Origin of the sequence: Hydrogenophaga sp. BPS33, assembly GCF_009859475.1 — a bacterium.
Taxonomy (GTDB): Bacteria; Pseudomonadota; Gammaproteobacteria; order Burkholderiales; family Burkholderiaceae_C; genus Hydrogenophaga.
This window is the reverse complement of sequence record NZ_CP044549.1, coordinates 5,888,579-5,911,357: the sequence shown is the minus strand read 5'-3', so window position 1 is coordinate 5,911,357 and position 22,779 is coordinate 5,888,579. Positions and strand designations below refer to the sequence as shown.

Below are 22,779 nucleotides of genomic sequence, written 5' to 3'. Positions count from 1 at the left end.
CAAGATGCGTGTGTTTTTGGGCACAAACGCGTGCTTGTCCTACGGCATCTGCCGCAGTTTCTGATCGGCCACGTCGCCGTTGGGTTGCGTGATGCGCAAGCGCACCGGCATGTGGCCCAGGCTCGGCGCCAGCCACATTTCCACCGTGCTGTCGAACTCCTTGCGTGGCTGGCGTGCGACGTGGCGCACGCGGAATTCCCCAGCTGGGACACGGATCGTGGATTCTTCGCCGATGTCGAACCGCCACACCGGTGCGTCGCCCGTGCCCGCCACTTGCATGGTGAGTGTCTGACCGCTCGCGTAGGTCTCGGGACGGGCTTGCAGCAGGCCGGCCAATTGCATGAACAGGCTCAAGCGGTCTTGCGCGCCCGGTTGCAAGGGCGCTTCGGGTGCGTTGTTGCTGAAACGGATGCGCTGTTGCGCGGCGTCGAAATGGGCCGCCTTCTCGCTGCGGCTCTTGTCGGCAAAACGTTCGGGCATGAGGCCGCTGGGGCCGATGCGGCCGGTGCTGGACTGCGAGCGGCTGCCCAACAGCATCACGCGCATGTCGAGTCGCGCGTTGTAGCGGCCGTCGGCCACGCTCCAGTCCAGCAGGCCCTCGGCCTTGTAGTGGAGGCCTTTGATGCTGCCGTCCACGTCGTATTGCAGCCGCATGCTGCCGGGTGGTTGGGCCGGCGGCAGTTTCACGGCGGAGGTGCTTTGGCTTGCTGGGGCGGCGGCCACCAGCGTGTCGCTGTCGGCCGGTGCCGTTTCGAGCGTTTCGGCGGGAGAAGGAAGGTCGGTGGCCACGGCGGGCGCCTCGGGCGCCAAGGGGGGAACAGCGACCGCGTCTGCCGCCGCCGAGGCGGCCTGCGGCGCGGGCGGCGCGGCGCTCTCGCTGGTGTCGGTGGGCGCGGGTTCGTGGGTTGCCGCTTCGGCCACTGTCACGGTGTCCGGCGTTTCCGCAGGGGCTGGCGCTTCCACGGGAACCCAATGTACCGGTGGCGCGGCGCGCGCGACAGGTTTGGGCTTGTCGGACCGGCGCGCGGCAACGGGTGTGGCGGCGGGGGCGGGCGTCGGCACGATCCAGCGCACGGTGCTCACGTGCACGGGCGCTGCGTTGGACACGGACAGCAGTGGAGGGGCGTGGTCCGGGTCGTTGTTCGCCGGGTGTGGCGAGGCGGCCTCAGGGCGCGTGGGCTCGGCCTTCTCGGCCCCTGGCACATGGAGGTGGATGCCACCGGCCAACAAGACGAGGTGCAGACCCAGCACCACCGAGACCAGCATGGCCAGCACGGGCCAGCGCGGGGAGGGAGAGAGGAGAAGACGTGTCACGGGCGTCTTGGCGTGGGGCGGTGCCCCAGGTCGGCGCTGAGCTGGCGGGCGCAACGCAGCAAGGCGGCGGCGGGCGCACCTTCGTGGTCGGTGTCCAGCGTGGCCACCGAGCCGAGCACCACCAGGCCGAGCGCGAGCCGTCCCTGGGCATCGAACACAGGGGCGCAAAAGCCGGCGACACCAGGCAGCAGGCTGTGCACCACGCGGGCCATGCCGTGGCGGCGCGTGTCCTCCAGCAGGGTTTGCACTTGCGCCATGTTCAACGGCACATCCAGGCGGGGCAGGTCGCTGTTGAGGGGCAGCTTTTTCAGGCGTGCCAACTCGTCGCGCAGCATCGGCGCGATGCGTTGCGCATCGCGGCCCTCGTGGCCCATGAAGGCCGCGAAGCAACGGCCCGTGGCGGAGGTCAGCAGCGGCATCACGTCGCCCAGGCGCAAGGTGACCGGCACCGTCTGCGGGGCTTCGGTCCAGTGCACCATGGTGGGACCCTGGTTGCCCCAGACCGCGATCGCCAGCGTGTGGCCGGTTTCGTTCAGCAGGGCATCGATGCGCTCGCGCGCAAGCTTCACCGCGTCGATGCGCGAGAGGCTGGCCAAGCCCAGGCGCAAGGCGGCGGGGCCGAGGTCGTAGCGCGTGCTCACCGGGTCCTGCATCACCAGGCCCATGCGCTGGAAGCTCACCAGGTAGCGGTGGGCCTTGGCCGCGCTCATGCGCGCGGCGGCGGCCAGGTCGCGCAGCATCAATGCGCCGGGCGCCTGCGCCAGCGCGTCGAGCAATTCAAAGCCGACTTCGACCGACTGGATGCCGGTGCGCAAGGGCTCGGCGTCTTCGCGGGTTTCGACATCGATGGCAACGGGGCGTTGGGCAGCGGGCATGTGCAGGACGGTCACGGGGGTTGGAGGTGCGATCAGGCCTCGGGTTCCAGCACAGGCCACCGAGCTTGTGACGGCGTGTGCCGTGTGGCCTTTGGTCTAGAATTCGGATTTTACGCATAGGTGAATGAATTTCACTATCCGTAATTCTGACGCGGGCCGTTCCCGCATGCTTCCCAACCCCTGAGAGCAGGAGAATTGCATGAAACTCGCCACGTACAAGGATGGCTCGCGCGATGGACAACTGGTGGTGGTCTCACGGGACCTGAGCACGGCCCATTATGCGACCGGCATTGCGCACAAGCTGCAGCAGGCGCTGGACGACTGGAACTTCATCAGCCCGCAATTGCACGACCTGTACGTCACGCTCAACCAGGGCAAGGCGCGGCATGCGTTTCCCTTCGACCCGGCGCAGTGCATGGCGCCGCTGCCGCGTGCCTACCAATGGGCCGACGGCTCGGCCTACATCAACCACGTCGAACTCGTGCGCGCGGCGCGCAACAGCGAGGTGCCAGCGTCGTTCTACACCGACCCCTTGATGTATCAGGGCGGCAGCGACGATTTCATCGGCCCGTGTGACGACGTGGTCGTGCCCAGCGAAGACTTCGGCATCGATTTCGAGGCCGAGATCGCGGTGGTCACCGGTGACGTGCCCATGGGCGCCACGCCCGACCAGGCCCTGGACGGTGTGCGGCTTCTGATGCTGGCCAACGATGTGTCGCTGCGCAACCTGATCCCTGCCGAGCTGGCCAAAGGCTTTGGCTTCTTCCAGAGCAAGCCGGCCACGGCGTTCGGCCCGGTCGCGGTCACGCCAAACGAACTGGGCGATGCCTGGCAGGGCGGCCGTGTGCACCTCACGGTGCAGTCGACCTGGAACGGCCGCAAGGTCGGCATGTGCGAAGCCGGGCCCGACATGACCTTCCACTTCGGCCAGCTCGTGGCGCACATCGCCAAGACGCGCAACGTGCGCGCCGGTTCGATCGTGGGCAGTGGCACGGTGAGCAACAAGGGCGTGGAAGTCGACGGCCGCAAGGACTGGCCCAAGGGCTACAGCTGCATTGCCGAGAAGCGTGCAATCGAGACCATCCTCGACGGCAAGCCGTCCACCGAGTTCATGAAGTTCGGCGACACCATCCGTATCGAGGTCAAGGGCAAGGACGGGCAGAGTGTCTTCGGCGCGATCGACCAGAAGATCTCGTCCCCCGATTGATCAAGTCCAGGCTGGTACCAGCCACTCGGGCTTGAGATCCATGCCGAAGCCTGGCGCGTCCGAGGGGATCAACTTGCCGTCGTGGGGCACGGCCACCCCCGGGATCTTGGCCGCTTCTTCCAGTGGCACGCCCGGGTCCGAGGCCAGCCAGAACTCGGCCAGCGACGCTTCCGGCATGGCGAAGTGGAAGTGCTGGCCAAAGGGCAAGCCCGCACCCGAGTGCGGAAAGGTCGAGAGGCCGGCCGCTTCGCCCAACGTGTAGATCTTGAGTGCTTCGGAGAGCCCGCCGCCCCAGCGCAGCTCGGGCTGCAGCACGTCGACGCAGCGCCGGTCGACCAGTTCGCGAAACGCGTAGCGGCCCTTGTGGTCCTCGCCCGTGGCGATCGGCAGGCTGGGCACGGCGCGCTTGAGTTGCGCCAGGCCATCGGTGTCGTGCGGCATCAGCGGCTCTTCGATCCAGCGCAACCCGAATGGCAGAAGGCGCTCCATCAGCCGTGCCGCGAACTCCACGTTGAACGACATCACCGGGTTGTACATCAGGTCGGCCGTCGGGCCCACGGTCTCGCGTGCGGTCGCGATCTTTTCTTCGATGCGTTGCAGCCCTTCGGTGCCTTCTTCGTGGAACACCGGGTTGCTGATCTTGAAGGCCTTGAATCCCAGTTCCATCGACCAGTCGAGGTCGTCGCTGGTGCAGTAGCAGTCGATGTGCGGACGGCAAGGACCGCCGATCAGGCTGTAAACCGGCGTGTCCAGAAGCTTGCCCTTGAGGTCCCACAGCGCCAGGTCGATCCCGCTGCGCGCCACCATCGCCAGGCCAGTGCCGCCGAAGCGCTGCGTCGAACGCCACATGAGGTCGTTGAGGAACTCGATAGCGAAGCAGTCGCGTCCCACGAGCAGCGGCGCGTAGTGCTCGCGCACCAGGGGCGCGATCAACGGTCCCCAGTGGCACACACCAGCGCCCCATGTGCCGTCTTCGGCGCTGACCTTGATCCAGCATTCGTGAGCGACCTCGCCCGGGATCTTGCGCAACTGCCGCGGGAACTCGGGGTACTTGTTGATCGGGAACGCGCGCTTGGCGCTCTGGTTGTAGCTCGCGCGGCGCGGCGTGGTGCGCTGCGTACGTGCGGGCAGCGCCAGTTGGCACAGTTCGATGGACTGGATCTTCATGGCGGTGCGGCCTCGTCTTACAACAGGTGGGCGATGAGCTCGGCCGCGCCGGTCACGTCGTGCGCCTGCGGCACCAGCAGTTCGAGCGAACGCCCGCTCACGCTCACCGCGCCGATCGGAAAACCGTTGCCGTCCAGGATGGCCGCGGCCACGCAACTGGAGGTGGGCGTGTTCTCGGCGTTCTCGGTGGCGTAGCCGCGCTCGCGGATGGCCTTGAGTTCCTGTCGCATGGCCGCCAGCGTGGTGATGGTCTGTGGCGTGCGCGCCGTCATGGGGTTGGCCTTGAGCAGTTGTTCGGCGCGCTCGGGCGGCAGATGCGCCAGGATGACCTTGCCCAGACCGCTCGAATGCAGCGGGATCGCGCGGCCGAAGCGCGAGTAGATCGTGGGCAGCGTGGGCTTCTCCGCGCCGCCCAGCAGCAGCACCTGCTCGCGGTGCAGGATGCCCAGGTTCACGCGTGCGTTCATCTTCAGCGCCAGTGCCTGCAGGTGCGGCAATGCGCCCACGCGCAGGCGGTTTCGGTCCAGCACCTCGGCGGCCAGCGGCAGCACCGAAAAACCGATGCTCCAGCGCGTTTCATTGGGCACCTGCTGCAGGAAGCCCATGGCCGCCAGCGTCTGCACCAGGCGGTGCGCCGTGGGGCGCGAGATGCCGACGTTCAAGGCCAGTTCGCTGATGGTGGGCGGGTGCGGCATCTGCGCCACCGCTTCCAGCACTTGCAGGGCCTTGCCCAAGGTTTTGACCTCGGGTTCGATCAAAGCCTCTGCGTGCAGCGACCGCGCCGCCGGGCTCGCACGCTTCTTGGCCGGGGTCTTTCTCAGGGTATTCATGGAGACAGCAGTTTCGTTTGAATTGATTTTTGATGAGGTGTTCAATATGTGGACACATTGTTTGACATGAAAAAACACCGCTCGTTTAATGAACGAGTCTATTGATTTTTGAATGCCTGTCCAGGCTTTATGAAAGCTTCTATGCGAATTGTTTTTGCTTCCAAGGTCGCGCGCCCTCCCGTGCTCAAGGCACTGCAGACGGCCCCGAACGTGGAACTCATCGACTGCGAAGACCTGGCCCAGGTCGCCGCGCATGTGCAGGACGCCGATGCCCTGGTGATTTCCGACCCGCGGGGTGCCGATGGCAAGGCGATCGCCGATGCCTTGAAGCGCGACGGTTGCCGAGTGAAGTGGGTGCAGGCGGTGACGGCTGGCGTGAACGGCCTGCTCACGCATGGCGTGCCGGCACAGATCGTGATCACCAACCAGGGCGGCGCGGTGGCGCCCGCCGTGGCCGAGCACGCCATGGCCATGGTGCTCGCGATGGTGCGGCGCATCGGCGACATCATGGACCGCAGCCGCCAGCAACGCTGGAGCAAGGAGTTCGATCCGCCGCTGATGTCGGTCGAGGCGCGCACGATGGTGATCGTGGGCTACGGCAACATCGGCCGCGAACTTGCGCAGCGCGCCAAGGGCTTCGGCATGAAGCTCGTGGGCGTGTCGCGTTCGGGCAAGCGCGACGACCTGCTCGACGAGGCCTACCCGCTGGAGCGCCTGCACGACGCGCTGGCCAAGGCCGATGTGGTGGCGGTGACCATCGCGTCGGTGCCCGGCACGCGCCATGTGATCGATGCACAAGCGATCGCCGCCACGAAGAAGGGTGCCTACTTCACCAATGTGTCGCGCGGCGAAACGGTGGACCCGGTGGCACTGAGGCGCGCACTGGAAAGCGGCCACTTCGCGGGCGCTTTTCTCGACGTCACCGACCCCGAACCCCTGCCCGCCGACGACCCCCTGTGGCGCGCGCCCAACCTGCTGATCTCGCCACACACCGCTGGCGCGGGCAGCACGCAGACCGGTGTGCGCATTGCCCGCGTGGTGGTGGACAACGTGAAGCGCTTCCAGGCCGGCGAGCCGCTGCAGCACACGGTCGAGTTGTGAGCAGCTGTGAGCTTCAGACATTCCTTTCCAACACAGACAGCAGGAGACATACCCATGAACCGTTCCCACCGCCGCATCGACCCGCGCCGCCGCCAGATCGCCCTGGGGCTGGCACTCTCGCCCGCCCTCGCGTGGGCGCAGGAGCAGCTCAAGACGTCGACCATCATCGTGGGCTCGCCCGCCGGTGGGGCCACCGACAAGATGGCGCGCTTCTTCGCCGACGGCCTGCGCGGCCTCTACGCCGACAACGTGCTGGTGGAGAACAAGCCCGGTGGCGGTGGCGTGATCGCCTACGAGTACGTGAAGAACAGCCGTGCCCGCGACGGTGGGCTGACGTTCCTGTCGCCAGCCTATCCCATCGTTGTCACGCCACACATCGTCAAAGGGCTTCCCTACAACCCGTTGACGGACTTCATTCCGGTGGCCATCACCGGCCGTTCGGGCATGACGCTGGTGCTGGGTCCGGGCGCGCCTGCGGAGTTGACCACGGTGGAGGCGTACCTGAAGTGGGCCCAGCAGAATCCCAAGATGGCGCTGTACGGTGCGCAGACCGGCTCGAGCCAGCACCTGGCCGGCTCCACGCTTTCGCTGATCACCAAGGTGCCGCTGGAGAATGTGTCGTACAAGGGCGATGCGCCAGCTATCAAGGACTTGGTCGGAGGCCACGTGCCGGCCGTGATCATGCCAATCGCCAGCGCACTGCCCCTGGTGAAGAACAGCCAGGCCCGCGTCCTGGCGGTCACGCGCCGCGAGCGCTCGCGCTTTCTGCCGAACGTGCCCACGTTCACCGAACTGGGCTATCCGCTGATGATGCAGGACTGGATGGGTGTGTTCGCACCCGCTGGAACGCCCGCGCCGATCGTGCGCAAGCTCAACGAGGCGATTGCGCAGGTAGCTCGCTCTGAACGCGGCAAGGAGGCCTACGACACGCTGGGTTTCGAACCGGATGTGGTGTCGCCCGAACAATTTGCCGAGATCGTTCAGGCCGACCACAAGCGCTATGGCGATGTGATCGCGCGCACCGGTTTCCGCGAGGCCTACGAGCGGGCGCAAGGAGGTTCGAAGTGAGCGCGGTGATGGAGCGCCCGGCGGTCGGCATCGAGGTCGTGCCGGTCACCAAACACGTGGGTGCCGAGATCCGCCACATCGACCTGTCCGAACCGCAGCCCGCCGAAGTCATTGCCCAGATCCGTGCCGCCCTGGTGAAGCATGGCGTCGTGTTCTTCCGCAACCAGACCCTGGATTCGGCGCAGTACGAGGCGCTGGCGCGCCGGTTCGGCCAACCGGTGCGGCCCGACAGCGGCATCATCCCGGCGCTGGCCGGCACCACCGTGATCGCCGAAGTGCGCAAGGACGCGGAGATGGGGCGCAATGTCGGCGGCAGTTGGCACACCGACCAGGTCTACCGGCCCAACCCGAGCTGGGGCACGATGCTGCTGTGCCGCGAAGTGCCCGCCTTCGGCGGCGACACGCTGTGGGCCAGCATGTCGGCCGCGCACGACCGGCTCTCGCCCGGCCTGCAGAAAACGCTGCGCGGTCTGCGCGCGGTGCATTCGAATGCCAACGTGCAGTCGCGCATGAAGACCGGCCGCGCGCCCGACCCCGATGTGGTGCACCCGGTGGTGATCCGCCACCCCGAGAGCGGGCGCCGCATCCTCTACGTGAGCCCGAGCTACACACGCCATTTCGAAGGCTGGACCGAAGAAGAGAGCAAACCCTTGCTGGACTATCTCTACCAGCAGTCGCAACACCCCGAACTCTTCTGCCGCTTCCGCTGGGAGAAAGGCTCGCTGGCCTTCTGGGACAACTACCACACTTGGCATTTCGCGGTGAACGACTACGAAGCCGGTGAGCGCGTGATGCACCGCATCGTCGTGGAAGGCCCGCCGTTTGACCGCGAACTCGAGCCCGGCGCATGAAGATCACGAAGATTGAAGACTTCCACGTGGATGGTGGATGGGACGTCTGGTCCTTCATCAAGATCAGCACCGACGAGGGCATTGTCGGTTGGTCCGAGTTCAGCGAAGAGCGCGCCCGGCAAGGCCTCACCGCCCTGGTGCGGGCCATGGGCCGGCAGCTCATCGGCGAAGACCCGCGTAGCGCCGGCCTCATTTGTGCCAAGCTGCGGCAGACCACCCAAGGCGTGGGCATTGGCTTGCAATCGCTGGCCATCGGCGCGTATGAAAACGCGCTGCTCGATATCCAGGCCAAGGCCATCGGGGTGCCGGTGCATGCGCTCTTTGGGGGCGCGCTGCGGCGGCGCCTGCCGCTGTACTGGTCGCACTTCGGCATGTACCGCGCCAAGAACCCGAAGATCTTCGAAGAGGTGGTGGGCGAACCCGCGGTGCGTTGCCTGGACGACCTCAAGGCCGCTGCGGCGCTGGTGCCACAACGTGGCTACAAGGCGCTCAAAACCAACCGCCTGCTGCTCGACCCGGCGCGGCTGAAGGGCGCTGCGCCCTCGGTGGCGCGTGGAGCCGGTCCATTCGAAGTGAACATCGAAGCCTGGATGGTGAGCGACATCGTGGACCAGCTGGCCGCGCTGCGCGAAGGCGCAGGCCCTGGGGTCGCGCTCATGATGGATCTGAACTTCAACTACAAGACCGAAGGCTTTCGCCGCATCGCCAAAGCGGTGGAGAAGTTCGACATGATGTGGCTGGAGATCGACACCGCGAGCGCGCCCGCGCTCTCGACCATCCGCCAGTCCACCAGCACGCCGATCGCCTCGCTGGAGACCATCCTGGGCCGGCGCGCGTTGCTACCGTTCGCGCAAGCGCAGTCGGTGGACGTGGCCATCATCGACGTGGTCTACAACGGCCTGATCGAGTCCCTGCGCATGGCCTCTTTGCTGGAGGCGTTCGAGGTCAACGTCGCCGGGCACAACACCTTCAGCCAGCTCGGCACCGCGATCACCGCGCACTTCTGCGTTGTGATCCCGAACTTCCGCGTGCTCGAATTCGACGTGGACGAAGTGCCCTGGCGCCGCGATCTGGTTACGCGACCACTGGAGATCGTCGACGGCGAGCTGCTGATCAACGACGCGCCGGGCTGGGGCATGGACATCAACGAAGACGTGGCACGCGCGCACGCGGTGGTGCGATGACAGCAGAGACGACGATGAGCAACACCCCTGTGGTCGAAGTGAAAGATCTGGTGCGCCGCTACCGCGGACGCGGCTCCGGCGGACAGCCCAGCGTGGTGACCGCGGTGGACGGCGTGAGCCTCACGGTGAAGGCCGGCGAGCTGGTGGTGTTGCTCGGCCCCAGCGGCTGCGGCAAGACCACCTTGCTGCGCAGCGTGGCAGGCCTGGACAAGCCCGACGCGGGCTCGATACGCCTGGGCGAACGCACCGTGTTCGATGCCGACAGCGGCGTGTTCGTGCCACCCGAAGACCGGCGCATCGGCATGATGTTCCAGTCGTATGCGCTGTGGCCGCACATGACGGTGGCGCAGAACGTGGCCTACCCGTTGAGCTCGGCACGCGGGCGCGCGAAAACCTTCGAGGCGCCAGTGAACGCCATGCTCGACAAGCTCGGCGTGGCGGGCCTGGGACACCGGTACCCCAGCGAGCTCAGCGGCGGGCAACAGCAGCGCGTGGCGCTGGCGCGCGCGCTGATCGCCTCGCCCTCGCTCATCCTCTTCGACGAACCGCTCTCCAACGTGGACGCCAAGGTGCGGCGCCGCTTGCGCGCGGAGCTGCGCGAGCTCAAATCGCGCACGCAATTTGCGGGCATCTATGTGACGCACGACCAGGAAGAGGCGATGGAGCTGGCCGACACGCTGGTGGTGATGGATGCGGGCAAGATCCGCCAGAGCGCCGCACCGCGCGACGTTTACGCGCAGCCGGCCTCGCTCTACGTGGCCGAGTTCGTGGGCGAGATGAACCGCTGGCCGGCCGTGGTGGAGGCGGGTGGCGCGGTGTCCACGCCGGTGGGGCGTTTCGCCTTGCCCGGCGTGGCCAACGCAGGCGACGGTGGCTGGCTCGGCATTCGCCCCGAGAACGTGGTGCTCACCTCCGCGCCCGACGCGCCCTTGAGCGCCACCCTCCGCGACGTGATCCACCTGGGTGCGCGTGTGGAGTGCCGCTTGCGCGTGCACGACAACGAGATGGTGGCCTGGATCGGCGCGGACGCAGCGCAGGATCTGCCGCTGTCGCCGGGGAACACCATCGGCCTGGTGTTGCCACAGGAGCACATGCGATGGCTGCCGAACTGAGCGCACCCGCCTCGCACAGCCTGGCCATCGGCCGCTGGGCCACCTACGCGCTGGCTGTGGCCATCGTGCTCCTGGCCTTCGTGCTGGTGTTCTACCCGATCGGCATCATGGTGCTGCGCGGTGTCATGCCCGAGGGCCGCTTCGACCTGCGGCCCTGGGTGGAGACGTTTTCCGATCCGGCACTGCACCGCGCGGTGCGCAACACCGTTTTTCTGGCCTTGGCGACCACCACCATCTCGGTGCCGCTGGGCGTGTTCTTTGCGTGGCTGATCGAGCGCACGGACGCACGCTGGGGCTCGTTCTCGCGCCTGCTGCCCGTGATTCCGCTGCTGCTGCCACCGGTGGCCATGGCGATCGGCTGGTTGTTCCTGGCCGATCCGCGCGCGGGCTTTCTGGCCAAGCCGCTGGTGGCCGCGCTGCAGACCGTGGGCCTGCCGATCGAGCCGGACAGCATTGCGATCCAGAGCTGGAGCGGCATGGTGTTTCTGTACGTGTTGTGGGGTGTGCCACACGTCTACGTGGTGGCCGCAGCCGCGTTCAGCAACCTGGACCCGTCGCTGGAAGAGGCCGCGCGCATGAGTGGCAAGGGGCGGTTGCGCTGCTTCTGGGAGGTCTCGCTGCCCTCGATCAAACACGCGGTGGGCTCCTCGGTGCTGATCTGCATGATCTCCAGCGTTGGCCTCTATTCGATTGCAGCGCTCATCGGCTCGGCCGCGCGCATCGAAGTGCTCTCGGTCTACATCTACCGCCTGCTGCACTTCGCCTACCCGCCCAAGCTGGGCCAGGCGGTGGTGATCGGCCTGACGCTGATGGTTTTCATCGGACTGTTGTGGATGCTGCAGCGGCACGTGGCCTCGCGCGGCGGCTCGGCGCAGATCGGCGGCATGGGCGTGCGGCCCAATCTGCTGGCGCTGGGCCGCTGGCGCGGGCCGGCGCGCGCGCTGATCGTGCTCTATGTGGTGCTCACCAGCGTGCTGCCGCTGATCGCGCTCTTCATCGTCGCGCTGCAGCCGTACTGGCGGCCCACCATCGTGTGGGCCGACCTGAGCTGGGCCAACTTCGGCGAGCTGCTGCAGTCGGGCATGCCGCGCCAGGCGGTGATCAACAGCGCCGTGCTCGCCTTGCTCACCTCCACCGGCGTGGTGCTGATCGCAGGCCTGATCGCGGTCATGGCCAAACAACTTGGTGGCATGCTGGAGAAGTTTTTGGGCATTGCCACCAAGGTGCCCTCGGCTGTGCCACACATTGTGTTCGCCGTGGGTGTGCTGGTGGCCTTTGGCTTCACGCCGTTCTCGCTCGCGGGCACCTCGCTCATCCTGCTGATCGCCTACCTGGCGGTGTACCTGCCCTCGGCCACCATCGCAGCGGAGTCGTCGGTGCAGCAGGTGGGCAACCAACTGACGGAGGCCGCGCGTGTGGCCGGCGCCGGGCCGGGCCGTGTGTTCCGTACGGTGCAGCTGCCGCTGATCCTGCCCGGGCTAGCGGCAGGCTGGGCCTCGGTGTTCGCGCTGGTGCTGGGCGAGCTGAACGCGGCGGCGATTCTCGCCGGTCCGCACAACCCGGTCATCGGCTACCTGATCCTCACCCTGTTCGACAACGGCACCTATTCCCAGCTGGCCGCCGTCGGCAGCTTGATCGGCGTGGTCTCGGCCATCACCTTGTCGATCGTGCTGGTGTATGGCCGGCCGCGCTACGGGCAAAGCGGCTAGCTAGCTCTCGGTTCACCCCTTAAAACGAAGGAGACATGTCATGACGATTCGCTGTTCTGTTTCAACGCTTGCGGCCATGCTGGCGCTGGGCACGGCCCACGCGCAGCAGGAGCCATCCGCCACTCTGATCGCCGCGGCCAGGGCCGAGGGCGCACTGATGATGTATTCCTCCGACGACGAGGCGCGCCAGAAGGCCATGCTCGCCGGCTTTGAAAAGAAATACGGCATCAAGGGCTCCTACATCCGGTTTCCCACCGGTCCGTTGATGCAACGCTTCAACGTCGAGGCCGATGCCAACAACGTGCAGGCCGACATCGTGAGCGTGAGCTCGCCGATCCCGTTCGAATCGAAACCCGAGCGCTTCGCCGCGCTCACACCCGATGGCGTGCCCAGCCTGGCACGCTGGCCCAAGGAATACATCAAGCCCAACTTCATCCTGCACACCCTGGACGTGGTGGCGCTGGTCTACAACACCGAGCAGATCAAACCCGAGGATGTGCCCAAGACCTGGGCGGACCTGGCCGACCCCAAGTGGAAAGGCCGCTTTCTGCTGACCGACCCGCAGGTGGCGGACAACTACCTCGGCTGGCTCGACGCGGTGGAACGGCGGCTGGGCATGGACTACCTGCGCAAGGTGGCGGCGCAGAACTACAAGGTCACGCAAAGCGGTGCTTCGGGCGTGCAGATGGTGGCGGCCGGCGCGGTGGCCTTCAACGCGCCGACCTTCACCGCCTTCTCCAGCGGCCTGATCGCCAAAAAGGCCCCGATCGCGGTGGCCTACCCGAAGGACCCGGCCGTGATCTCCGCGCGCTCCTTCGGCATTCCGTCCAAGGCGCCGCACCCCAATGCGGCGCGCCTGTACGCGAACTTTCTGTTTTCGGAAGAAGGCATGAAGCTGTATTGCAGCGTCGCGCCGACCTCGCTGGCGGGCGACCCCGAAGGCAAGAACGGCTGCGTGCCGGTGCGCGATGGCGTGCAGATGCGCTTCGATGTGAGCGAACAGCGCAAGCAGGAAATGGCTCGCGCCCTTGGCGTGGCGAAGTGAGCGCGTGATGACCGCGATCCACGACCAGCCGATCGAACACCCCGCCGCTTGGACCAGCGCTGCCCTGGGCAGCCAGGAGGCGCTGGTGCGCACCTTGAGCGACGCCGAGCTCGCCGCATTCGACGCCTTGCTGCAAGAGACTGCTCACCTGGCGCCCCAAGCGGTCACCCGCGCGCAGGTCACGCAGCCCGCCCTGGTGCGCCTGGCCGAGGACGTGCGCCGCGAGATCATGGACGGCCGTGGCGTGGTGCTGCTGCGCGGCGTGAGACCCGAACGGTATGCGGCGAAGGACATGGAGCGCATCTACTGGGCCATTGGCACGCACCTGGGCGTGCCGGCGGTGCAAAGCCGCACCGGCGACAAGCTCGGCCGCGTCGAACAGGACCCGAACGACCCGGTCTCGCGTGGCTACCGCAGCTCGGGCGAGCTGGTGATGCACACCGACTCGTACGAAGTGGTGGGCCTCATGTGCATCCGCAAGGCCAGGAAGGGTGGGCAGAGCGCGCTGGTGAGCTCGCTCGCCATCCACAACGCCATCCGGGCCGAGCGCCCCGAGCTGCTGCCCGCGCTGTACGAAGGTGCGGTGATGGCGATTCCGGAAGCGCAGGCCAGCCGCCACCCGCTCACCGCCACCGCGATTCCGGTGTTCTGCGACGTGGGCGGCGTGGTGAGCTGCATGTATGCCGCCAGCTTCATGCGCGCGGCGGCCAGGCTCAAAGGCACCAGTCTGCCGCCGGCGCTGGACGAGGCCTTGACGTTCTTCTCCCAGACCGCCGAGCGAGACGACCTCGCGCTGCGCTTCCACCTGGAGCCCGGCGAGATGCTGATCTGGCACAACTTCACCCAACTGCACTCGCGCACGCATTACGAGGACGACCCGGCGCATCCGCGCCTGCTGTTGCGCCTGTGGCTCACGGCGCACGCCTCGCGCCCGGTGGTGCCGGAATTCCGCGAGCGCGCGCGGGTCTACGACCTGGTCTACGCGGAATACCGCGACAAAGCCGCGTCTTAGCTGGCGTAAACCTGTTCCAGAGACGCGAAGCCCTTGACCTCGATCGGGTTGCCGAACGGGTCGCAGAAGAACATCGTCCACTGCTCGCCCGGCTGGCCTTCGAAACGCACCTGCGGCGGTAGCACGAAATCCACACCCGCGGCTTGCAGCCGCGCGGCCAGCGCCTGCCAGTCGGGCAGCAACAGCACCAGACCGAAGTGCGGCATGGGCACCAGGTGTTCGCCGACATGGCCGGTGCGCGCGGTCTTTAGTGGCTCACCCAGGTGCAGCGAGATCTGGTGGCTGAAGAAATCGAAGTCCACCCAGGTCGCGGTGCTGCGCCCTTCGGTGCAGCCGAGCACGCCGCCATAGAAGCGGCGTGCGGTCTCCAGGTCGGTGACGTTGAAGGCGAAGTGGAACAGGCTGCGTGTGCGCAGCGGCTTGGACGTGGGATCGTGCATGAGCGCTAGTGTGCCGTCGAAGACGCGGCTTTGTCCGAATTCATGGACTTCGCCCACCCCCATGTGCACAAAGGTGTGGCATCCTTGCGTGAATGCCACCCGCATCGCGACGGTGCGGACGGCCGACGACGACGAACCCACAGGAGACCTCCATGAGCGACGCCCCCGGCAGCGGTTTCGGCAAATTCGTCCCCGGCTTCGAGTTCCTGCAAAACCTCGCCGGCCAGGCCGCGGGTGGGGTGGCGCAGGGCATCAGCCAGAACATTCCCCAGTTGCCCAATCTGGGCAACTGGGTGGCCCCCACCTTCAACGTGGAAGACCTGGAAAAGCGCATCGAGGAGCTCAAGGCCGTGCACTTCTGGCTCGACCAGAACGCCAAGGCGCTGGGCGCGACCATCCAGGCGCTGGAGGTGCAGAAGATGACGCTGTCCACGCTCAAGTCCATGAACTTCAGCATGGGCGACGTGGCCAACGCACTGAAGATCAAGGCCGCCGATGCACTGTCCGGCCTCACCGGCGCGCCCGCCCCGGCGCCTACTCCGTTCGCCGGGCTCGAGGTGCCGCCGCGCACCTACGGCAACGCCCCGGCACCCACGGACGAACCGGCACCCACGGACGAACCGGCACCGCCGCCGGCCCGCGCGCGCAACAAGGCACAGCGCAAGGCCGCAGCGCCTGCCGCTGGCGCACCTTCCGCCGGCGGTGTGGTGGACCCGATGCAATGGTGGGGCGCGCTGTCGCAGCAGTTCCAGCAGATCGCGGGCAACGCCCTCAAGGACGTGGCCAAGCAGACCACGCTCGAGACCACGCGCCAGATGGCCACGGGCCTGACCGACCGTGCGGTGAAGACCGCCACCGGCGCGGCCGGCAAGGCCGCGCGCAATCTGACGGACACCGTGGCGCGCAACGTGGGAGCTGCCGCTGGCGCGGGACGTGCGGCCGTGCGAGCCGTCGGCGAACGCCAGCCACCGGCCAAGAAGAAGCCCGTCAAGAAGGCTGCGGCATCCGCCGCACCGCGCAAGCCCGCCCGCGGCCGCTGAGCGCACGGACATCCGACCATGAAACTCTTTCCCTACGCCCACGCCACCCATCCGCAATGGCGCATGGCCGCAGCCCTCGTGCTCGCCCAGTTGCGCGCGCAGATGGCGCTGCCCGACTACGCCAAGTCACCCCCGCTGGCGCTGCTCTACATCACCGACCACTACGCCGATGAGGCCCAGGCCATTCTCGAACACCTGAGTGCCGAATTGCCCGAAGTGACCGACTGGGCGGGCACTGTCGGCGTGGGCGTGTCGGCCAACAACGTCGAGTACTTCGACGAGCCCGCGCTCAGCCTGATGCTGTGCGATCTTCGCCCCGACCAATACCGCGTCTTCAGCGGTGTCGCGCCGCTGTCGGCCAGCGGGCGTTCCAGCGAGGGTGATGGTTTCGTCGCCCATACCGCGCTGGTGCATGCGGATGGCGGCACGCCGGAACTGCCCGAACTCATCGCCGAAATGGCCGAGCGCACGCACAGTGGCTACGTGTTCGGCGGTCTGGCCAGCAGCCGTGGCCCCAGCGTGCAGTTCTCGCTGGGCAGCGTCGGCAACCTGAGCGGCCAGGGTGCGGTCAGCGGGGTGTTCCATGGCGGCTTGAGCGGCGTCGCCTTCGGCTCCGATGTCGGCCTGATCTCGCGTGTCACGCAGGGCGCGCAACCCGTGGACCGCGAGCGCGTCGTGACCGCGTCCGACGGCAACCTCGTGCTCATGCTTGACGACGAACCCGCGCTCGACGTGCTGTTGCGCGAGCGCGTGATCTCGCTCGACGCGCCCGAAGAGGCCATGCCGCGTTTGCGCGCCACGCTGGTGGGTCTGTCGTCGCCCGCATCCGGGCAAGGTGACCCGGTCGTTGCACCGCGTGTGCGGGGTCAGTTCGGCACCGAGGTGCTGGTGCGCCACCTTATCGGGCTTGACCCGGGTCGCCGTGGCGTGGCCATTGCCGACGTCGCGCCGGTGGGCACGCGCATGGCGTTCTGCGAGCGCAACGTGGCCGCCGCGCGCGCCGACCTCGTGCGCGTGTGCGCCGAGGTGCGCGAAGAACTCGAACCCGAAGAACTCAGCCTGGTGGCCGCAAGCTCGCTGGTCGCTGCCGACGTGGACGCCGCTCCCCACCCCGCGCGCCGCGTCGCGGGCGCGGTGTATGTGAGCTGCTCCGGGCGTGGGGGTCCCCATTTCGGCAGCCCCAGCGCCGAGCTGCAAACCGTGCGCCGTGCCTTGGGCGACGTGCCGCTGGTGGGCTTTTTTGCCGGTGGCGAAATCGCACACCACCGGCTCTACGGCTACACCGGCGTGCTGACCGTGTTCACGATGCCTTGAGGCTGACGCCGCGCGCCCGCTCCAGCGTGCGCCGCGCTTCCTGCACCGGCATGCCATACATGTCGGCGAAGGCCTCCACCGTTTGCCCGCTGGCATCGAAGGCGCGCAGCAGCGCCGCGTCGCGCGCCGTGCGGCTGGCGGATTCGGCCAGCGCATCGGCGGTGATCTCGTTCACGGTTTCGTCCCGGCTCGCCACCAAGGCCGCGTAGGCCTCGCGGCCCAGGCCCGATGCTTCGAACGCCTGCGCAATGCGCTGGCGCAGTTTGGGCCGCACATCCTCCCGGGTGCGGCTATGCCGGCGGCGAAACACCTCGATCAGCGCGTGGTGCACGTGTTCGGGTGCCAAGGCCTCCACCGCTTGCCCCGCCAGATCGTGACGGGCCTGGCCCGAGGCCACCACGGTGAGATAGCGCGTGGAGCGCGTGTGCAGGGCGAGGGCCGCCTTCAGCGATTCGCCCTCCAGCACGCCGGCATGCGCCTCCAGCAAGTCCTGGAAGATGCCGCGCTTCAGCGGCAAGGGGGTCTCCCCAAACAGCTGCGGATGGAGTTCGGCCAACTGCTGGAGCACCGGGTGCTCGCGTCCGGCGTTCGGTGCACGCCGCTGACCGCGCGGCGTGCGCGCATCGGCGCGCGCAGGAGCCGGTAGACGGGGGGCGGCCGCGCCTTGGCGGCTGGGGAGAGGATCGGTAGAACTCATGAAGCGGATGGATCGTAGTGGAAGGCGGGCGCGGAAAAAAGAGAATTCGCGCATGAAAAGCGCGCCATCATGCCAGCCCGCGCGCAACAGTGGCGTTCCCGGGTGCGTCCATCAAGGCCCGCAAGGTATGGGCATCGACGGGTTTGTGCACGAGCGGGAAGCCGAGGATGGAAGCTTCCTGGATGCGCTGGGGGGAGGTATCGCCGGTGAGGATGTAGGTGGGGATCTCGCGCTGCAGGCATGTGTGCACGGCCTGGATGGTCTCCACGGCGGTGACCACGCCGCCCAGACGGTAGTCGGAGATGAGCACATCGATCTGCGTTCCGTGTTGGGCGGCCATGAGGACGGCCTCATCGGGCGAGTGGGCACAGAAGACGCGATGGCCCCAGGCCGTGAGCACGCTGTGCATGGCATGGAGCACCTGCGCATCGTCATCGATCACCAGCACACCGCGGCTGTTGGCCGTGCGCGCGTAGGCGGGCTCCGAGGCAGTGCCCAGCGCCTGGGCAGGCGCCTCGCAGCGAGGCAGGCGGATCGAGAACATCGAGCCGTGCCCTGGCTGTGAGCGCACCTGCAGCGGCGCCTGCAGCAACTGGGCCGAGCGCTTGACGATGGACAAACCCAGGCCCATGCCGTGCGACTCGTGGTTGCGCGCCGTGGACGGCCCGATCTGATAGAACTCCTCGAAAATCGCCTCGCGCTGCTCATCGGCAATGCCGATGCCCTGGTCCCAGACCTGGATCTCCACCTCCTGGGCGCGCGAGCGGCAGACCAGCAAGATCCGTCCGCGGTGGGTGTAGCGCACCGCGTTGGACAGCAGATTGGCCAGGATGCGGCGCAGCACCGTGAGATCGGTGTGTACCCACAAGGCGCTGTTCACCATGCGCAAGCGCAAGCCCTTCTCCTGCGCCAGCGGTTGGAACTCCTGATCGAGCTCGGCCAACAGCTGGGCCAGGCTGGAGGGGCCTCGGGTGACCTCCACCGCGTTGGCATCCAGGCGAGAGACATCCAGCAGCATGTTGAGCAACTGCCCCAGGCCGTCGAGGGAGGCCTGCATGCGCCGGCAGATCAGGCCCAGCTCGGCAGCTGGCACGCTGGGGGCCTGGGCCATGGAGCGCAGCGCGGTGAGGAACAGGCCCAGGGCGTGGATGGGCTGGCGCAGATCGTGGCTGGCTGCGGCCAGAAAGACCGACTTGGCGCGGTCGGCCCCCTCGGCGCGGTCCTTCTCGGTGCGCAAGCCCATGATGAGTTCCTGAATGCGCACCTGGGCCTGGCGGCGGTCGCGGATATCGCGCAGGATCACCATGCGCAGTTGCTCGCCAAAGCGCAGCAAGGAGCGCCCGATCACTTCCACGGGAATGCGCTCGCCCTGGGCGGTAACGATCTCGCTCTCCAGGCGCGCGTCGGTGGGCAGTGCGACGGTGCGCAGGGCTGTGCCCAGGTGATCGGGTGTGACGAAGTCGAAGATGCTCTTGCCCAGCAAAGAGGACAGGTCCGCGCCGTAGAGCTTGCACGCGGCGGGGTTGGCGTCCGTGATCACGCCATCGCGGTGGAACAGCACCCCTTCCGTGCTCGCTTCCATGAACTTGGACAGGCGGCTCTCGGAGGCTTCCAGGGCGCGCTCGATCAGATGCCTAGAGGTCACATCCTGGTTCATGGAGGCGCTCGCGATGCGCCGGCCTTGTGCGTCCATCAGTGGTTGGATGATGCCGCGCACCCACCGGATGCCACCCGGGCGCATGAACAGCCGTTCGAAATGGGTCGTGCGGCTTTCTGTGTAGGTTTGTTTTCGCAACGGGCGTGTCTGCAGATCGATCTCGCCCACGACCTCGCTCAGAGGTTTGCCCAGAATCGATCTTTCGGTAAAGCCATACAGCTCGGCGTAGTGGCGATTGGCGTACTGGCACTTCATGGCGAAGTCGTAGTACGCGAGCATGGCCGGCAAGGCATTGCAGAAGCGGTCCAGGAAGTCGCTTTGGGCGCGGCACTCCCGTGCCGCTTGTCGAGCGGAGGAAACGTCCACCAACACGCACAAGAATGCACGTTCCTCGGGCATCCATTTGGACGAGCAATCGAATTGGCGCGAGAACGCCCCAAGTGCATCACTGTCCGAAGAGCACTCCAGTGCCAACTGAAAATCGGTGCGGCGGGCCATGCAGTCGAACACATCCTGCCGTGCCTGGGCCGTGAGCCGCTCCTGGAACGACCGGGTGTTGGCGCTGGTGGCCCTCTCCATCAACGCTGGACTGACATACACATCCTCTCCGCTGTCGGCCACGACCCAGACCAGGCCTGGCAATGCCTGCCACCAGGCGTGGTTCGGCGCGGCGTCTGGCTGCGGTGAGAACGTGTCCTGGCTCATGACAGCGCGGCGTCCATCATGACGGCCCGCAAGGTATGGGCATCGACGGGTTTGTGCACGAGCGGGAAGCCGAGGATGGAAGCTTCCTGGATGCGCTGGGGGGAGGTATCGCCGGTGAGGATGTAGGTGGGGATCTCGCGCTGCAGGCATGTGTGCACGGCCTGGATGGTCTCCACGGCGGTGACCACGCCGCCCAGACGGTAGTCGGAGATGAGCACATCGATCTGCGTTCCGTGTTGGGCGGCCATGAGGACGGCCTCATCGGGCGAGTGGGCACAGAAGACGCGATGGCCCCAGGCCGTGAGCACGCTGTGCATGGCATGGAGCACCTGCGCATCGTCATCGATCACCAGCACACCGCGGCTGTTGGCCGTGCGCGCGTAGGCGGGCTCCGAGGCAGTGCCCAGCGCCTGGGCAGGCGCCTCGCAGCGAGGCAGGCGGATCGAGAACATCGAGCCGTGCCCTGGCTGTGAGCGCACCTGCAGCGGCGCCTGCAGCAACTGGGCCGAGCGCTTGACGATGGACAAACCCAGGCCCATGCCGTGCGACTCGTGGTTGCGCGCCGTGGACGGCCCGATCTGATAGAACTCCTCGAAAATCGCCTCGCGCTGCTCATCGGCAATGCCGATGCCCTGGTCCCAGACCTGGATCTCCACCTCCTGGGCGCGCGAGCGGCAGACCAGCAAGATCCGTCCGCGGTGGGTGTAGCGCACCGCGTTGGACAGCAGATTGGCCAGGATGCGGCGCAGCACCGTGAGATCGGTGTGTACCCACAAGGCGCTGTCCACCATGCGCAAGCGCAAGCCCTTCTCCTGCGCCAGCGGTTGGAACTCCTGATCGAGCTCGGCCAACAGCTGGGCCAGGCTGGAGGGGCCTCGGGTGACCTCTACCGCGTTGGCATCCAGGCGAGAGACATCCAGCAGCATGTTGAGCAACTGCCCCAGGCCGTCGAGCGAAGCCTGCATGCGCCGGCAGATCAGGCCCAGCTCGGCAGCTGGCACGCTGGGGGCCTGGGCCATGGAGCGCAGCGCGGTGAGGAACAGGCCCAGGGCGTGGATGGGCTGGCGCAGATCGTGGCTGGCTGCGGCCAGAAAGACCGACTTGGCGCGGTCGGCCCCCTCGGCGCGGTCCTTCTCGGTGCGCAAGCCCATGATGAGTTCCTGAATGCGCACCTGGGCCTGGCGGCGGTCGCGGATATCGCGCAGGATCACCATGCTCAGTTGCTCGCCAAAGCGCAGCAAGGAGCGCCCGATCACTTCCACGGGAATGCGCTCGCCCTGGGCGGTGACGATCTCGCTCTCCAGGCGCGCGTCGGTGGGCAGTGCGACGGTGCGCAGGGCTGTGCCCAGGTGATCGGGTGTGACGAAGTCGAAGATGCTCTTGCCCAGCAAAGAGGACAGGTCCGCGCCGTAGAGCTTGCACGCGGCGGGGTTGGCGTCCGTGATCACGCCATCGCGGTGGAACAGCACCCCTTCCGTGCTCGCTTCCATGAACTTGGACAGGCGGTCTTGCGACTCGCGCAAGGCAGCTTCGGCCAGGTGTGCATCGGTGACATCCGTCATCAGGACATGGGTCCCGATGACGTGGCCACCTGCGCCGATGTCGGGAACCATCGTGACCTCCAGTCGCTTGCAGTGTCCGTCTGGCGCCTTGGCGCTGCACTGGAAAACCACGGTAAGGCGTTGTTGGAACAACGGGCGGGCATTCTGGAAAACTTCTCGCAGCAGGGCCCTGCCCACCACGCGTCTGGCGGACCTGTCAAGGATCGATCTTTCATCCCAACCGAGCATTTCGGCGAACTGCTGGTTGGCAAACAGACATCGCGCGCCGGGGCGTGGACCGAAATACGCCACCATCATCGGAACGTGCTCGAAGAGCATTCGCAAGCGCTGCGAGAACCCTTGTGCGGCGCGGCGCGCGTCCTCGGCGGCGCTGACGTCCGCCAGGAAGCACGTGTGGTGCCCGTGCTCGGGCGACCACCAAGCCGTGCATGCCAGCCATGCCGAACCGCCGTCCTCGGCGCCGAGGCATTCCAGGTGCAGCTCGAAGTCGTGCGGATGTTTCAGGGCCGACAGCAGTGCGTCGCGCGATGGGCCTGCCAGGGTTTGCAACCATGTGGCGGCTGTCATTGGGGGCATGCCCATCCGTTCGAGAAAACCGTCCGTGGCGTCCAGCAGCGTACCGTCCGCCCGCAGGCTGACCCCGAGGCCCGGTACAAATCTCCAAGGAATCTTGGGGTTGGACGTCACGTTGGTTGAACGGGCTCGATTGGGGCAAAGCATGGTAGCGCACGCTGGCGCGCCTTGATGCGGCGCAGACCGACAAATAGTGCAATCGCGTTATTGATCCTGGCGTGGCTCGATTGGACACTGCGTGCTCTTCCCGGAATGCCAGCCTCTTGGCCTATTCGCCTCATGCGCACCGACCCCGGGATCCATTGAATTTCTGGAG

19 protein-coding genes are annotated in these 22,779 nt (G+C 66.9%); 11 read left to right on the top strand and 8 right to left on the bottom strand.

Annotated elements, in window-relative coordinates; translation table 11 throughout:
* Positions 1–39: 39 nt before the first annotated feature.
* A complete protein-coding gene (locus tag F9K07_RS27400; RefSeq protein ID WP_159596395.1) occupies positions 40–1,314 on the bottom strand; it encodes a DUF3108 domain-containing protein in 1,275 nt (424 codons plus the stop codon).
* Positions 1,311–2,189, bottom strand: coding sequence for an IclR family transcriptional regulator (locus F9K07_RS27395; RefSeq protein ID WP_159596394.1), 879 nt, complete (start codon positions 2,187–2,189; stop codon positions 1,311–1,313). The genes F9K07_RS27400 and F9K07_RS27395 overlap by 4 nt, the downstream gene beginning before the upstream one ends.
* Before the next feature lie 199 nt (positions 2,190–2,388).
* Here F9K07_RS27395 and F9K07_RS27390 point away from each other — a divergent pair, with 199 nt between their 5' ends.
* Complete coding sequence (locus tag F9K07_RS27390; RefSeq protein WP_159596393.1) at positions 2,389–3,396, top strand: fumarylacetoacetate hydrolase family protein; 1,008 nt, start codon at positions 2,389–2,391, stop codon at positions 3,394–3,396.
* Here the strand turns inward: F9K07_RS27390 and F9K07_RS27385 are convergent, their stop codons facing one another.
* Together F9K07_RS27385 and F9K07_RS27380 are read right to left on the bottom strand one after the other, a co-directional pair.
* A complete protein-coding gene (locus F9K07_RS27385; protein WP_159596392.1) occupies positions 3,397–4,563 on the bottom strand; it encodes an enolase C-terminal domain-like protein in 1,167 nt (388 codons plus the stop codon). It abuts the gene before it with no gap.
* Between the two features lie 17 nt (positions 4,564–4,580).
* On the bottom strand, positions 4,581–5,393 hold the full coding sequence (locus F9K07_RS27380) for an IclR family transcriptional regulator (RefSeq protein ID WP_159596391.1): 813 nt from the start codon (positions 5,391–5,393) through the stop codon (positions 4,581–4,583).
* A gap of 141 nt (positions 5,394–5,534) precedes the next feature.
* On the opposite strand from F9K07_RS27380, the gene F9K07_RS27375 reads away from it, so the two are divergent.
* The 8 genes from F9K07_RS27375 to F9K07_RS27340 are packed head-to-tail and all read left to right on the top strand — an operon-like array spanning position 5,535 to position 14,475.
* Positions 5,535–6,494, top strand: a complete 960-nt coding sequence (locus F9K07_RS27375) for a D-2-hydroxyacid dehydrogenase (protein ID WP_159596390.1) — start codon at positions 5,535–5,537, stop codon at positions 6,492–6,494.
* Positions 6,495–6,548: 54 nt separating this feature from the next.
* Complete coding sequence (locus F9K07_RS27370; RefSeq protein ID WP_159596389.1) at positions 6,549–7,562, top strand: Bug family tripartite tricarboxylate transporter substrate binding protein; 1,014 nt, start codon at positions 6,549–6,551, stop codon at positions 7,560–7,562.
* Positions 7,559–8,413, top strand: coding sequence for a TauD/TfdA dioxygenase family protein (locus F9K07_RS27365; protein WP_201451488.1), 855 nt, complete (start codon positions 7,559–7,561; stop codon positions 8,411–8,413). The genes F9K07_RS27370 and F9K07_RS27365 overlap by 4 nt, the downstream gene beginning before the upstream one ends.
* Complete coding sequence (locus F9K07_RS27360) at positions 8,410–9,597, top strand: mandelate racemase/muconate lactonizing enzyme family protein (RefSeq protein WP_159596388.1); 1,188 nt, start codon at positions 8,410–8,412, stop codon at positions 9,595–9,597. Before F9K07_RS27365 ends, F9K07_RS27360 begins: the two co-directional genes overlap by 4 nt.
* Positions 9,598–9,611: 14 nt before the next feature.
* A complete protein-coding gene (locus F9K07_RS27355; protein ID WP_159596387.1) occupies positions 9,612–10,709 on the top strand; it encodes an ABC transporter ATP-binding protein in 1,098 nt (365 codons plus the stop codon).
* A complete protein-coding gene (locus F9K07_RS27350) occupies positions 10,694–12,418 on the top strand; it encodes an ABC transporter permease (protein ID WP_159596386.1) in 1,725 nt (574 codons plus the stop codon). Before F9K07_RS27355 ends, F9K07_RS27350 begins: the two co-directional genes overlap by 16 nt.
* A 40-nt stretch (positions 12,419–12,458) precedes the next feature.
* Complete coding sequence (locus F9K07_RS27345) at positions 12,459–13,463, top strand: ABC transporter substrate-binding protein (RefSeq protein WP_159596385.1); 1,005 nt, start codon at positions 12,459–12,461, stop codon at positions 13,461–13,463.
* Between the two features lie 7 nt (positions 13,464–13,470).
* Positions 13,471–14,475 carry a TauD/TfdA family dioxygenase gene (locus F9K07_RS27340; protein WP_159596384.1) on the top strand — a complete coding sequence of 335 codons (1,005 nt, stop codon included), beginning with the start codon at positions 13,471–13,473 and terminating at the stop codon, positions 14,473–14,475.
* Here F9K07_RS27340 and F9K07_RS27335 read toward each other — a convergent pair.
* A complete protein-coding gene (locus F9K07_RS27335) occupies positions 14,472–14,915 on the bottom strand; it encodes a VOC family protein (protein WP_159596383.1) in 444 nt (147 codons plus the stop codon). The genes F9K07_RS27340 and F9K07_RS27335 overlap by 4 nt on opposite strands.
* A 152-nt stretch (positions 14,916–15,067) precedes the next feature.
* Here F9K07_RS27335 and F9K07_RS27330 point away from each other — a divergent pair, with 152 nt between their 5' ends.
* Positions 15,068–15,955 (top strand): PhaM family polyhydroxyalkanoate granule multifunctional regulatory protein, encoded by an 888-nt coding sequence (locus F9K07_RS27330; RefSeq protein ID WP_159596382.1) that lies wholly within the window; start codon positions 15,068–15,070, stop codon positions 15,953–15,955.
* 18 nt (positions 15,956–15,973) lie between these two features.
* Positions 15,974–17,269 (top strand): FIST signal transduction protein, encoded by a 1,296-nt coding sequence (locus tag F9K07_RS27325; RefSeq protein WP_159596381.1) that lies wholly within the window; start codon positions 15,974–15,976, stop codon positions 17,267–17,269.
* On the opposite strand, the gene F9K07_RS27320 is transcribed toward F9K07_RS27325, so the two are convergent.
* The 3 genes from F9K07_RS27320 to F9K07_RS27310 form a co-directional block, all read right to left on the bottom strand.
* Complete coding sequence (locus tag F9K07_RS27320; protein ID WP_236581629.1) at positions 17,256–17,966, bottom strand: ProQ/FinO family protein; 711 nt, start codon at positions 17,964–17,966, stop codon at positions 17,256–17,258. The genes F9K07_RS27325 and F9K07_RS27320 overlap by 14 nt on opposite strands.
* Before the next feature lie 67 nt (positions 17,967–18,033).
* Positions 18,034–20,328, bottom strand: a complete 2,295-nt coding sequence (locus F9K07_RS27315) for a PAS domain-containing hybrid sensor histidine kinase/response regulator (protein WP_159596379.1) — start codon at positions 20,326–20,328, stop codon at positions 18,034–18,036.
* On the bottom strand, positions 20,325–22,457 hold the full coding sequence (locus F9K07_RS27310; RefSeq protein WP_159596378.1) for a PAS domain-containing hybrid sensor histidine kinase/response regulator: 2,133 nt from the start codon (positions 22,455–22,457) through the stop codon (positions 20,325–20,327). The genes F9K07_RS27315 and F9K07_RS27310 overlap by 4 nt, the downstream gene beginning before the upstream one ends.
* Positions 22,458–22,779: the final 322 nt, after the last annotated feature.